General features: G+C 41.8%; 13 protein-coding genes. 5 read left to right on the top strand and 8 right to left on the bottom strand.

Translation table 11 applies throughout. The annotated features are described in order from the left end of the window. Positions 1-213: 213 nt before the first annotated feature. Together E2R53_RS11940 and asnB are read right to left on the bottom strand one after the other, a co-directional pair. On the bottom strand, positions 214-1,092 hold the full coding sequence (locus E2R53_RS11940) for a hypothetical protein (RefSeq protein WP_133311959.1): 879 nt from the start codon (positions 1,090-1,092) through the stop codon (positions 214-216). Between the two features lie 96 nt (positions 1,093-1,188). After that, on the bottom strand, positions 1,189-3,039 hold the full coding sequence (gene asnB, locus E2R53_RS11945; protein ID WP_133311960.1) for an asparagine synthase (glutamine-hydrolyzing): 1,851 nt from the start codon (positions 3,037-3,039) through the stop codon (positions 1,189-1,191). Positions 3,040-3,283: 244 nt separating this feature from the next. Here asnB and E2R53_RS11950 point away from each other — a divergent pair, with 244 nt between their 5' ends. After that, positions 3,284-3,850: a DUF2777 family protein gene (locus E2R53_RS11950; RefSeq protein ID WP_133311961.1), complete on the top strand. Its 567-nt coding sequence runs from the start codon at positions 3,284-3,286 to the stop codon at positions 3,848-3,850. A gap of 35 nt (positions 3,851-3,885) precedes the next feature. Here E2R53_RS11950 and E2R53_RS11955 read toward each other — a convergent pair whose 3' ends face one another. Then, on the bottom strand, positions 3,886-4,245 hold the full coding sequence (locus tag E2R53_RS11955) for a YisL family protein (protein ID WP_133311962.1): 360 nt from the start codon (positions 4,243-4,245) through the stop codon (positions 3,886-3,888). Between the two features lie 180 nt (positions 4,246-4,425). Here E2R53_RS11955 and E2R53_RS11960 point away from each other — a divergent pair, with 180 nt between their 5' ends. Together E2R53_RS11960 and E2R53_RS23580 are read left to right on the top strand one after the other, a co-directional pair. After that, on the top strand, positions 4,426-5,616 hold the full coding sequence (locus E2R53_RS11960; RefSeq protein WP_133311963.1) for an ornithine--oxo-acid transaminase: 1,191 nt from the start codon (positions 4,426-4,428) through the stop codon (positions 5,614-5,616). A 324-nt stretch (positions 5,617-5,940) separates the two neighbouring features. Further along, entirely contained in the window at positions 5,941-6,234 is a 294-nt protein-coding gene (locus E2R53_RS23580; RefSeq protein ID WP_286166156.1) for a DUF2269 family protein, read from the top strand. A gap of 17 nt (positions 6,235-6,251) precedes the next feature. Here E2R53_RS23580 and E2R53_RS11970 read toward each other — a convergent pair whose 3' ends face one another. Continuing rightward, complete coding sequence (locus E2R53_RS11970) at positions 6,252-7,052, bottom strand: aminoglycoside 6-adenylyltransferase (RefSeq protein ID WP_286166157.1); 801 nt, start codon at positions 7,050-7,052, stop codon at positions 6,252-6,254. Between the two features lie 120 nt (positions 7,053-7,172). Next, on the bottom strand, positions 7,173-8,078 hold the full coding sequence (locus E2R53_RS11975) for a fumarylacetoacetate hydrolase family protein (RefSeq protein WP_133311964.1): 906 nt from the start codon (positions 8,076-8,078) through the stop codon (positions 7,173-7,175). Between the two features lie 377 nt (positions 8,079-8,455). On the opposite strand from E2R53_RS11975, the gene E2R53_RS11980 reads away from it, so the two are divergent. Continuing rightward, positions 8,456-8,629, top strand: coding sequence for an aspartyl-phosphate phosphatase Spo0E family protein (locus E2R53_RS11980; RefSeq protein WP_133311965.1), 174 nt, complete (start codon positions 8,456-8,458; stop codon positions 8,627-8,629). On the opposite strand, the gene E2R53_RS11985 is transcribed toward E2R53_RS11980, so the two are convergent. Continuing rightward, positions 8,626-9,792 (bottom strand): DUF418 domain-containing protein, encoded by a 1,167-nt coding sequence (locus E2R53_RS11985; RefSeq protein WP_133311966.1) that lies wholly within the window; start codon positions 9,790-9,792, stop codon positions 8,626-8,628. The two genes, E2R53_RS11980 and E2R53_RS11985, sit on opposite strands and share 4 nt — an antisense overlap. Positions 9,793-10,150: 358 nt before the next feature. On the opposite strand from E2R53_RS11985, the gene E2R53_RS11990 reads away from it, so the two are divergent. Further along, positions 10,151-11,215: a M14 family zinc carboxypeptidase gene (locus E2R53_RS11990; protein ID WP_133311967.1), complete on the top strand. Its 1,065-nt coding sequence runs from the start codon at positions 10,151-10,153 to the stop codon at positions 11,213-11,215. Positions 11,216-11,248: 33 nt separating this feature from the next. Here the strand turns inward: E2R53_RS11990 and E2R53_RS11995 are convergent, their stop codons facing one another. Together E2R53_RS11995 and E2R53_RS12000 are read right to left on the bottom strand one after the other, a co-directional pair. After that, positions 11,249-11,995 carry a diguanylate cyclase domain-containing protein gene (locus E2R53_RS11995; protein WP_133311968.1) on the bottom strand — a complete coding sequence of 249 codons (747 nt, stop codon included), beginning with the start codon at positions 11,993-11,995 and terminating at the stop codon, positions 11,249-11,251. A 116-nt stretch (positions 11,996-12,111) separates the two neighbouring features. After that, positions 12,112-12,885 carry a PDC sensor domain-containing protein gene (locus tag E2R53_RS12000; protein WP_165970966.1) on the bottom strand — a complete coding sequence of 258 codons (774 nt, stop codon included), beginning with the start codon at positions 12,883-12,885 and terminating at the stop codon, positions 12,112-12,114. Between the last annotated feature and the right edge of the window lie 4 nt (positions 12,886-12,889).

Genomic DNA, 12,889 nt, shown 5'->3' on the forward strand with positions numbered 1-12,889 from the left:
CGAAAGACATCCTGAAGCCAGAACTAAAGCTCAAGCGCCAAGGCCCGCTCAGGCGTGGCAGATAAGAATCCGACAGAAAAGTCCTGGTCCCGCCTTTTGTCGGATTCGTTCTGACCGAGGATCTAGGCGCTTGCGCTTACCGCAGATAACTTTATTTATATATCCACAACCTTTTAACTTTTATAATTTCCTAAACAATAAAAAAAGACCGGCTCAATTCGCCGGACTTGCGTCAACCATATTGACTGCAGCCTCAAACTGCAAAATTTCGTTTTCCCAGATTGCATTCCCTTTGATCACCTGATCTTTAAGACCATCCGGAATGACAAATACCCCGTTGACAGATTCAAGCTGTTTGACCTGTTCTCCGTCAAGATAATAAATTTCATATTCAGGATCTTCTATTCTGTTTGACGCACTCAGCCTGAACGTGTTTGCGTAATAAATGTCGATAGTCTCACCTTTTAAGTCGTTTATGTAATATGGCTCTTTATCTTTGGTACAGTCTTTTCTTTTAAATTTACAGTATTCAGGTTTAATGCGGTTAAGTGTTGTCTCATTCCATTCAACCGAAATTACCGGCGGCTTACTGAGATCGACTGTTTCCACCGCCTCCGGGCTGTCATTAGCGGAAATGAGATAAATCGGAGCTGCCGCACAGGCAATAATACCTGCAGCAGCTGCGGCATCCCAGACTCTGAACCTTCCGCTTTTCAGACCCTTCCTGTACAAAAACCATTCATCCCCAAGAAAAAACAGAAAGCCCGAGAGAACAGTTATCATAACCAGCGGATATACTTCGCGAAAAAAAATCAAGCCTGCAGCTGATGATGACAGCATATGAATGGAAAAATTCAATGCTCTTCTGCTTTCGCCCTTATTTCGGACAATGTAATAGGCAAGAATACTGACAGGAGTACCAATAGCGAAGATAAATGAACTAATATAAAACAGTAAGAAAGCCATGTCCTCCAGACTTGGTCTAGAGGTGAAATCTCCTGTTATAAACCCTGTGATAAGCGCAGTTAAATAGATAAGAAAATTGACACCAATGGATGCCGCTGCAGCAATTCCAATTTTTTTATAAATCACACCTGTCACCCCAAATCCAATTTTAACATAAATAGGAAGATCAAAAGGAGACAATTTGACGGAGTTTTTCTATACAAAAAACCGGCATAGCCGGCTTTATGATTCATCAATATCAATTCTGTACTTTTCAAACCATACGTGAATTTGTGCCAGATGGGCGAGCAGCTGCGGACCTGTCATCAGCTGTCCGTACCATGGTACCTGGAATGCATTGCCTTCTGATTCAATAATATCGTTCAGCGCTTTTTTATCAAAGAAGACGTGAAGGGCTGAGTCCTTATTTTGAGTTAACGACTGAAGCCACGTTTTAACAGCTTTTGTGTAATGAGGATTATGTGTTTTGGGATACGGGCTTTTTTTGCGGTATAGCACTTCTTCTGGAAGCACGCCTTCTAATGCTTTGCGGAGAATGCCTTTTTCCCGGTCTCCATGCATTTTCATATCCCACGGAATATTCCACACATATTCAACAAGACGATGGTCAGCAAACGGAACGCGGACCTCGAGACTTGCTCCCATGCTCATGCGGTCTTTCCGGTCGAGCAAGGTCGTCATAAACCAAAGAATATTGAGATAAAACAGCTGTCTGCGCTTAGATTCTGTTTCAGACTCTCCATCAAGAAGAGGTGTCTCCTTCAATGTTTCCTGATATCTTGTTTTTACGTATTCTTTTAAGTTCAATTTGCTTTGCCAATCTGTACGAAGCAGATTCATCCTTGCATCTGTCGATCTCATCCATGGAAATGCATCTTCCGATAAATCCTGCGGGCGATGAAACCACGGATATCCCCCGAATATTTCATCTGCACATTCTCCTGAGAGGCCTACAACAAAATCTTTCTTAATTTCTTTGCAGAACCATAGAAGAGAAGAATCAATATCCGCCATACCAGGAAGGTCCCTCACTTCAACAGCTTCCGTTAAGTAATCAACAAGCTGCTGCTGTGTAATGATTGACCGGTGGTGAACGGTTTTAAAAGTCTCTGTCATCTTATCGATCCAGGGAGCGTCTGAGTTTGGCTGATATTCATTTGCTTTAAAAAACTTATCATTATCCTCGTAATCTATGGAAAACGTGTGCAAAGGTCCCTTGCCTTCTTTCTCGAATGCTTTTGCAGCAATTGCGGTAATCGCACTAGAATCGAGTCCTCCTGAAAGAAATGTGCACACAGGAACATCGGATACAAGCTGGCGTGTCACGGCATCATTGACTAAAAATCCAACCCGGCTGACCGTTTCGTCAAATGAATCAAGATGCTTTCTGCTTTCTACATTCCAGTATCTCCAAACCTTCAGCCCTTCTTTTGAGAACGTCATTGCGTGAGCTGGACGGAGCTCTTTTACACCTTTAAAGACACCGATTCCAGGTGTTCTGGAAGGCCCGAGTCCAAATACCTCACTTAACCCTTCCCTGTCAAGAACGGCCTTTTGATCAGGATGTGCAAGAATCGCCTTCAGTTCTGACCCAAAGATAATCGATGCATTCTGTTCAGAATAAAAAAGCGGTTTTACCCCCAATCTGTCTCTTGCAATGAACAGTTTTTCATTATTTGAGTCCCAGACCGCAAAGGCAAAGATACCATTTAAATGATGTACACATTCTTCCTTCCACTCCATGTAAGCGCTGAGCAGAACTTCAGTGTCGGAGTGGCCTGCAAATGTATACCCCCGCTTCAGTAATTCAACGCGGATATCTTCTGTATTATAAAGCTCGCCATTGTAGCAAATCGTAAATGTATTTTCTTCCTTTTTGCGGGTCATCGGCTGTCTTCCGCCTTCTGGATCAACAACTACAAGGCGTTTATGGCCAAAAAGAATGTGCTGCTCTCCCCACACATTCGTATCATCCGGTCCTCTTTTAGATAAGCATTCCGCCATATTTGTCATGACATATTTATGCTGCTGCAGGTTTTTCTGATAATGAGCCCACCCTGTTATTCCACACATCTGCCTATCATCTCCCCCATTTAAACAGCCTGAATTTTACTCAGACTGTAAAAGATGTACCTATCCTATGCTTAACTTATGAAGTGTTGATTTGTCCGTATCACGTTTTTCTTTAATAGCGATGCTTTTGTAAAGTTATGTGAATGTCGGCGGTTCCTCCATCTCTTAAAAGGTTCTTTGAATAATTTCCTCTCTAATTGGAAAAAACGAACGATAACGAGTCTATTTAAGGGAGGTTCATTCATTGCTTTCTAAACAGAAACACGGCCTGCTCGAACAGCAGGAACGGGCATACGTAACAGGTTCTATTGAAATCGGCGAAGATCAGGAATTCTTATTTTACGATGATGTGAACGAAGAAGTCTCCATCCTGCAATTTAAACAGGACGAAACAATCGGGATTTTGCTGAATGACTGCTGGTATACTGGCACCTATCTAACAGATGGACAGCTATCTGTACCGATGGGCATCCATCAATTAAAAACAAACGATATGCTGCGCATTCAAAAAAAGGTGCCTTTCGCATTAGAATATATGCTCAAGGAATTCAGTGATGATTCTTTTCTTGCTTTCACAGCTAAGCTGAACGCGTTATCTTTCTCCATCCATGATTGTATCTACAGCTATAATCATATGGTCTTTCAGGAAGGTAAAAACGGTAAACAAGGGGTTTCTTTCTTTCAATTTGACAACGAGGAGGCCATTTGCGGAGTGCAGCATCATTTTTCAAGAGGCAGCAAGAACGAAGACCGGTTTGAATTTACAACCTGTACGGGGAAAAGAGCACTAGTAACACAGTTGGAGCAATAAAAAAGAACCTCTGCTTCCTGCAGAGGTTCTTTGCATTAAAAGAATTTCAAACCGATCGGCAAACGCAAGCCAAGCAGAATGACAACAATCAGCACGATGACGAACTGAATCCAGAAAATGCGTGTCGGCTTTTTCTTTTTAGCACGCACAAGAATCATTTCCATCATCGCAATAACATAGACACCAAGAATCGCTTTTCCAATATATTCTCCGCTGATGGAAGGAAGGCTTAACAGCAGCTGAAGTCCTGAACCGATGATCAGCAAATAGAAAAGTCTTAAAGTCATGTGTACAATTTTAAATGGTTTTTCTTTCCCCGACTTAAAGAGTGAGTGCGCGACAAAAAATAGAATAAGTGCGACAACCCAAGTCGTGATATGTAAGTGTGTAGTCAATGTAAATCCTCCTCTTTTTCATAACTTCCCATCCATATAGTATCATGAATGCCTATAAAAAATGAAATGTAAGCGCATCGACTCTCCTATTGTTTTCTTAAAAAAGGTAGGATATTGTAGTACTTGAGGGAATGCCAGATTCATGTGTTTCCAGACTTAATCGTACTCGGAGGGGATATTGTGTCAAAATCAGTACAAATCATCGATCTGACTGAAAAATATGGAGCAAATAATTATCATCCGCTGCCAATCGTGATCTCAAAGGCAGAAGGAGTTTGGGTAGAAGATCCTGAAGGGAACAAATATATGGATATGCTCAGTGCCTATTCTGCTGTAAATCAAGGGCACCGTCATCCAAAAATCATTGCTGCATTGAAGGAACAGGCAGATAAAATCACGTTAACATCAAGAGCCTTCCACAATGACCAGCTTGGTCCGTGGTATGAAAAGGTTTCCAATCTTACAGGAAAAGAAATGGTTCTGCCAATGAATACAGGTGCAGAAGCAGTCGAAACGGCCGTTAAAACTGTTCGCCGCTGGGCTTATGATGTAAAGGGCGTTCCGGCAGATCAAGCAGAGATTATTGTGTGCGAGGAGAATTTCCACGGCCGGACAATGACAGCAGTCTCAATGAGCTCAAGCGAAGAATACAAACGCGGTTTCGGCCCTATGCTGCCTGGCATCAAAGTGATTCCATTCGGTAATTTGGATGCCCTGAAACAGGCGATTACTCCAAATACAGCCGCTTTCATCTTTGAGCCAATTCAAGGTGAAGCAGGCATTCACATTCCTGAAGATGGATTCCTGAAGGCTGCATATGACATCTGTAAAGAAAACAATGTGCTTTATGTGGCAGACGAAATCCAGGCAGGACTTGGCCGCTCAGGAAAATTGTTTGCCTGTGACTGGGAAAACGTAAAACCGGATATGTACATTCTTGGAAAAGCACTTGGCGGAGGTGTTTTCCCAATCTCATGTGTAGCTGCAGATAAAGATGTCCTTGGGGTTTTTGAGCCTGGCTCACACGGTTCAACATTCGGCGGAAACCCGCTTGCATGTGCCGTTTCCATTGCAGCCTTGGATGTGCTTGTTGATGAAAAGCTGTCTGACCGCTCGCTCAAGCTTGGAAGCTACATGCAGGACCGCCTGCGTGAAATCGACAATCCGATTATTAAAGAAGTGCGCGGCAAAGGTTTATTTATCGGTTTAGAACTGACAGAATCAGCCCGCCCGTATTGCGAAAAGCTTAAAGAAGAAGGACTTCTCTGCAAAGAAACGCATGAAACCGTCATCCGCTTTGCACCGCCGCTCGTCATTTCGAAAGAAGATCTTGACTGGGCAATTGAGAAAGTGAAAAAAGTCCTCTCATAAAATACAGTTTTAAAAGTGTTAATCCTTTGCGGATTAACACTTTTTTGTATTCAGTTTAACTTTATTAATCTTTTGAAAAAAATTTACAAAACAAAGAATTAACTATACATTTTTTTCTATTTTTATAATACTATTATCTTATAAATCTTTTAAGAGGAAAGTATGATTAGTTTTTATGGAATCATTGTTTTTATTCATATTATTGCTGCAGTCTGCGGACTAGGAGCTACATTCGCTCTCCCTGTTTTAATGAGCAGGCCATAGACGGTTTCTCATGCTCTGTTTGCATTCACCGTCAATACTGGAATTGAAAAGCCCGCCAAGATGGGAAGCCTCACCCTGCTCGCAACAGGCCTTGCATTAGGTGCATTAAATCCCGGATTATTTTCTCAAAACTGGTACATAGCTTCAATCATGATCTACATAGCTGTTCAGCCTGTCGTAGCTGTTATCCTTCCGCGAAAACTGGCAGAACAAAAACAAATCCTCGAAAATCACAAAGAGGATGAACTGCCGGAATCTTATCATCTGATCAATAAAAAAATGGCGCCATATAACAATTTCACTTATGCAGCTGCTGTTGTCCTGATTGCTTTAATGGTCTTGAAGCCATTGTGAAAAAATCAAACCCAGCTCTATTGCTGGGTTTGATCCCTTTCTATCTCAGGCACGGCCATACTTACTAGTTTAACTGCCCATTCCTGATCCGTTTCAGCCCCAGCCTTTTCACCTAATTGACGGTGAAGTCTGGTAAACTCAGGTATCATCTTTTTCATGACGGCATAAATCTCTCCAGGATTTCTCCCGCAATGAAAGCTATCCAGCAAATCAAGCTGCTCTTTTTCCAATTGGCTCCGCGGCCCCTCTATCTTAGCCCAGTCCCCAAATGAATTTGGCTGTATTCCGAGCTCCATATACCATCCGGCAGCTAACGATTGCCTCATGCTGTCGATGCAGTGAATCGCATAATAAAGTTCACCGCGCATCATTCTTCTGTAAGCTTCGTGAAAATAGGCGAAAAATTTCGTTCTCCAAAACTCAAATTCCGGCTTAGAAATTTTATAGAAAAGCGTATCAGATTCATTTTTTATAGCAGTCATAAATCCATTGTCATCGCGGACAATCTGAATGTTTTTCAGCCATACAGAAGGAGTGATATTCTCTTTTGTATAATAAAAGACATCCGCCTTAATGAATGAATCGTAATGGGCAATGGTGTAGCTTGCACCAGAGAAGTCTTCGTAAAATAAAACGTTCCCCCATTTACCGGGCCTGATTTTCTTGTTCAATATGAAATCTTCCCACTTATCTGGATTCACCACAATTCTTAAGTCTATATCTGAATACAAATCTGTATTCCCGCTGCCGATTGAACCGCCATAGAAAAAAGCCTCTATGTGATGATCATGTAGAAGGTCGTTTTCAATCGCAGTCAATATCTCCTGCCGCTTCTCTGGAATTCCTTCGTCTCTTACTCTATGATTCCATTCAAATCCCGCACATTCTGTTATTCCCCCTGCTAAAAACACACCAGCTGTTTCACTGGTGTGCTTGAATTATTCTCCAATCGTATTGCTGAGCGTTCCTATTCCGTCAATCGTTATCTCTACGACATCACCTGGCATTAAATATTTAGCAGGCTTGAATCCTTTGCCGACGCCTGCCGGTGTTCCCGTAGCGATAATGTCTCCCGGTTCAAGTGTTGTGCCCTGTGAGATCGTTGAAATCACCTTTTCAATTGAAAAAATCATATCTTTCGTATGCCCATCCTGCCTTACTTCCCCGTTCACTTTTGTCACCAGATTCAGCTCATATGGATCCGGCACAGCAGACTTATGTACAATGTAAGGCCCCATCGGACATGATGTATCAAGGCTTTTGCCCAGCAAAAATTGTTTATGCTTTGATTGCAGGTCTCTCGCCGTTATATCATTAATAATGGTATAGCCATACACATAATCCATGGCTTCCTCTTCAGTGATGCGTTTTCCTTTTTTCCCGATAATGACCGCAAGTTCCCCTTCATAATCGAGTTCCTTTGTGAGATGCAAATGCGGATCAACCGCTTCTTCATGTCCAATCACTGTCGTTGGTGCTTTAGAAAAAAGCATCACGTGTTCAGGAATATCCGCTTCGCTTCCAAGCTCAACCGCATGTTCACGGTAATTCTTTCCGACGCAGAAAATATTCTTGCGGGGATTCAGGATAGGTGCGAGCCATTTAACTTCCGAAAAGGAGTATAAGTATGATTCGGTTTCGTCTGACTTTTTCACCCAAGTTTCAAGCTGTTTTATATGGTTGAAGAACTTTTCTCCCATTTCAATGCATTCAATTACCGTTCTCGGGGCTGAAGACATATCAAACAATTTTTTCTCTGCCCTCCCAATATCAAGGATTTTATTTTCTTCCATAATCAATCCGATGAATGTTCGACCGTGTAGCTGTGCAGTAGCCAGTTTCATAGTTTTCCCCCATTTTGCCTTTGATAGAACATTTAATAATCCCTTGCCTTCTCTTATCTGAAATATTCGCTAAACAATGACATATTTCCTCTATAAAAATGGATGAAGTTTCAATTCCAGAAAAAAGATTTCTCTTAGAAATCAGCAGATTCAAGAGTAATATTAATCGCTCTCAACCATCCGCAAACAGCCGCTGTTTGTAGAAATCTGTAATGTTTTTTGTTATTTTAGCGAATGTAAACCATTTTGTACAACCCTGTGTATAATAAGCTTATTACCTATGCAGAGATGCTTTTTCAGGAATCAATTTCACAATTTCAATACACTTTCCGCCTGAAACCAAGACATATTAAACCATGAAAGTTGGAGAAAAGATCATGGCACTGAACGAAATTGAAAACTACAGACAAAAGCTTTTCGAAGCTGCAAAAGAATACGGCATGAACTCATCAGAAACCGTTCGCCGCAGCCAGGAACTTGATTTATTGATTATTGAACAAATTAAACAGCAGCTTAAACAGCAGAGACCCCTTCAGTCTGCCGTCAATTAAGGCCGCGGCGAAAAGTAAATCCACTTCCGCAGCAGCCATTCAGCGGGCCCAAATCCATAGCGCTTAAACCACAGGTGACTTAAAAATACCTGCATCCCGTAAATAATAAAAACCAGCATGAACCCCGTCCATACAGAAATTTCACCATAGAATCCAAGACCATAAGAATAAAAGATAAACGTGCATACAATCGATTGCAAAAGATAATTGCTCAGTGATCCTCTTCCCACAGCTCTTATTGGCTCAAGCCTGAACTTGAATTTATTTAAAAACATCAGGGCAAGTGATACATAACAGAGGGTTAGAGCAGGCCCTCCAAGTGATAATTGCAAATGCTGGGTAAGGATACTTTCATGCCAGTAGTACGGCATGCCTTTAAAAACGGCAGCCGCAGTACCTGTAATGATTGCCGTGCGTTTCCATTCTTTTGTCATCGGCTGATGAAACCAGCCTCTTTTATAAGCAGCCGCACCAAGCATAAACAGCGGAAGAATGGATAAGATCAGGAAAATGGCATTTTCCGCATTGTTTACATACGCCCAATCCGTCAGGCGCTGCTGGGTGATTTCCATAAAACTTCCTGTCGAATAGACATCCAATGATTGCTGGATGGCTTCCTTTGATCCATTTTTTTCAGGATCAAGACTTAGTGGTTCTCCTAAATATGCCGCCATCAAAGCAAGCGTAATCAGGAGATTCGGCAGGATCAGAATCCACAGTGCCCCCTTCATGAGGCGCCCCGCACTCCATGTAAGAAAAATCATAAAGATGAACCCGATGATCGCGTAATTTGTGAGGATGTCTCCGTGCCAAATCAAAGCGGCATGAAGCATACCGATAATAAAAAGCCCAAGCAGCCTCTTTGAATAATAACGCGCAAACGAATGTCCTTTTTTCTTTGCCCTCTCATAAAAAATCACACTTCCCGCACCGAAAAGAAATGAAAAAAGCGGATAAAAACTCGCTTGTGCAAACAAGTTGATGAATTGTTCGATCAGCCTGTCCGGTGCTGCCGTGCTGCTGACAAAACTGCTTTTGTACAGCGCGGGCTCATGAAACGATTTCATATTCACCAATAGAATCCCAAGCAGAGATAGACCCCTTAAAATATCAAGTGAATGAAGCCTGTCATTTTTATGTATTGCGTGTAATGATTCCATCATATCCTCCAATTTCTTCTAGTTAAGAAATATAATATCACATTGCTTAACCTCTCTTTTCCTATTCATCCGTTTTTTTCCCTTCAAGGCTAATCATGTCTTTTTCTTTTCGACAATTTTTGTACAGAATCAGAAGAAAGCTCTTTAATAGGATTTTTTTCACGTGAAAAAATCGAGAAATCTGCTGCTTTTTTCATAAAAAATGCCACTAAATTTGTTTACCCCGCCTTTTCTCCCAGTCAATACTGTCAAAACAACAGGTCTATCCTTTTATTAACAATGAAAACGTTTAAAGATAGCATAGAAGTATAAATATTTCGTATAACGAAATATTTATCAATCAAACATTTGGAGGATGTCTATGAATCTTAAAAAGAAAGTATTCTCTGTTTCTCTATCAAGTCTTATGGCAATTAGTGCTATATCCGTTGTTTCTTCACCAGTAAGTGCAGTCGGCAATGGACCTGGCGCAGGGAATGGGTCAATTCAAACATCCATTCTTCATACCTATGAAAGCATGGTCGACTATTTAAAAACACAAGATGCCAAGCAGGAGGCCATGCAGCTTGAAATCATCGGCCAAACGGTAAAAGGCCGGGATATTTACTTAACAAAATACATATCCAACCCGGACAACCCTACTATTCTCTTTTTAACGCAGCAGCACGGCAACGAGCAGCTGACAACAGAAGGAGCCCTTGAATTTATCAAACACTTAGGCACCAATAAAACAAAAGGTGTATTGGAGAACGTAAATATTCTGGTCATTCCAATGCTGAATGCTGATGGCGCCATGGGTGATGTAAATTTTTCACTGGATAACTATTTAGCTGATGGTGACCGTCATTTAACCCGGTATAATGCAAATGAAATTGATTTAAACCGTGAGCATGATAAACCGATTGAAAGCATGCAGGCAGAAGTGAAGGCTCTCTATGAAAATGTGTTTGAAAAGTACAAGATTGATTACATGATCGACCTGCATCACCAAGGTACACTAAGCGAAACAGAGGGTGAACTTGTTTCTGGTTCAATCCTGCATCCAACTAATAGTGAGGTTAAAGCTGAAGTGCTTGAGCGTTCTAAAAAACTGGGGTCTGTTGTTTATCATTCTATTGAAAACACCGGCTGGGGCCATATCGGAAAATACAATGGGGGCAGCGGTCAAGATATCGGACGCAACGGCGCAGCTGTCCGTTATGGCATATCTACTCTTCTGTTTGAAATGCGCGGAATGTCTGATCACTATATCGAGTCCTATGCGCTTGGACAAAAGAGCAATGGCTACCTGATTAGACAAACAATTACAACGCTTGACTCTACAGTCAGAGCCATCGCAGACGGATCAATCGAGAACGCGGATGTGAGCTTTTGGGATACACTTCCGACTCAAACAAACCGATCCGGTGAAGAATCAGACGAATAAAAGAAGTTGAAAAGAAAAAACGCTTAGGAATCCCTAAGCGTTTTTCTTGCATGCAAAACTCATCTGATTTTTTCCGGAAGTCTTCGAAACATAAAGTGCTTGATCGGCAAGCTTAAGAATATCTTCTGGATTGACGCCGTCCTGCGGCCAAATGGCACAGCCGATGCTGCAGCCGACTTTCACTTCATTCTTGGCCAAATGAATTGGCTGATTAATGATGCTGATCATCTCATTTGCATAAAGCTTGCCAAATGCCTCAGGATCGTTTTTTGAAGGGATGATGCACACAAATTCATCTCCCCCATATCTCGAAACAAAGCTCGGCTTAGCCATGGTGTTCATCAGCCTTTTCCCAATCTCAATTAAAACAGAATCCCCTACATGATGCCCGAAGCTGTCATTAATCTCTTTAAAACCGTCTAAATCAAGAAAGAGAATGACAAAAGACTCTTCTCCCGCCTTCGCTTTTTTCATTGCTTTTTCCATATTCAAATACAGAGAGAAGCGGTTAGGCAAACCCGTAAGACCATCAAAATACGCCAGGTCTTCCATTCTGCCGAGTTCATCTTCTGTCTTTTGCAGGTCGGCAATCAGATCTCTCAAAGAGTCTGAGAGCACTTCGATATCTTTGATTCCTTTATAATCTGGTATTCTTACATTCTTCCCTTTTTTCAGGGAATGAGCTGCTGCAGAAATCGATCCAAGCGGCTCAGCAATTCGGCCTGCTGCAAACCAGCCGATGACGGCGAAAATAAATGCAGATGTGATGCCGAGAAGCAAGATAAATTGCTGCAGCTCAGATGCAGAAGCAAAGGCCGTATCCTCTGCCTGCCTTGCTATAACGGTCCATCCCAGGCCTGAATAGTCTTTGTAGCCATTGCTTCTGGCATATCCTGTTACATATGATTTTCCATCCGGCCAGGTTTCAATTTGCCAATCATTTTCTTTTTTTTTCTGGCTTTTTTTATGCTGTCTAAAGGTAAAGATTTCCCCACCATGCTGTCCGGTCCAAGTAGAACGGTATGATCTTTTGCACTCACAATGAAAATCTCAACGTTCTCTCTTTTTCCTTTTAACGGCTTCAGCACAGTTTCTTTTATTTCGTTCGACCACTCCCAGCTAAGGTGAGCTGCAAGAACCCCTTTAAACTCTGAATTTGAGCCTTTAACAGGTGTACTGATATCCACAAACTGAAGCGGCTCACCCCCTGGATTCGGAAGGATTTTAGAGAGCAGAACCGCATCATGAACGTCCCCGATAAACGGCCCGGTCAGAGCGTGTTTAAACACTGGCCGATCTGAGATATCTGTCCCTATCAGCAGTTTATCCGTTGCCGCCGTTACAATTCCATCTTCATCTGTCAAACCAACCCATGAAAAGGAAGGAATACTTTTATGAAGCTGATCCAGCATATTTTGAGTGTAGACAAGATTATCAGTCTCCCTGACCGTTTCAAGTTCACTCAGCACTTCTATTTCTGTATATCTGGACCACATAAATGAATCCAGCTTATCTGACATTTGAAAAGCCATTTCTGATAATGAATTCCCAGACTGATTTTTCACTTCATGAACAGATTTGCTGCTGATCGTGAAGCTCAAAAAAGCAGTAAGTAAAAAAATAAGAATCCCAAAGCTTGTCGCAACATACGTTTTTAAATTCAGTGACACATTC

It is taken from the genome of Peribacillus frigoritolerans (genome assembly GCF_004358755.1).
Taxonomy (GTDB): domain Bacteria; phylum Bacillota; class Bacilli; order Bacillales; family Bacillaceae; genus Bacillus_P.

Excerpts from the sequence above, each read along its gene's own strand:
- asnB (WP_133311960.1), bottom strand. The coding sequence starts at position 3,039 with ATGTGTGGAATAACAGGGTGGGCTCATTATCAGAAAAACCTGCAGCAG.
- E2R53_RS11990 (WP_133311967.1), top strand. The coding sequence starts at position 10,151 with ATGAATCTTAAAAAGAAAGTATTCTCTGTTTCTCTATCAAGTCTTATG.
- E2R53_RS11985 (WP_133311966.1), bottom strand. The coding sequence starts at position 9,792 with ATGATGGAATCATTACACGCAATACATAAAAATGACAGGCTTCATTCA.
- E2R53_RS11980 (WP_133311965.1), top strand. The coding sequence starts at position 8,456 with ATGGCACTGAACGAAATTGAAAACTACAGACAAAAGCTTTTCGAAGCT.
- E2R53_RS23580 (WP_286166156.1), top strand. The coding sequence starts at position 5,941 with ATGGGAAGCCTCACCCTGCTCGCAACAGGCCTTGCATTAGGTGCATTA.
- E2R53_RS11975 (WP_133311964.1), bottom strand. The coding sequence starts at position 8,078 with ATGAAACTGGCTACTGCACAGCTACACGGTCGAACATTCATCGGATTG.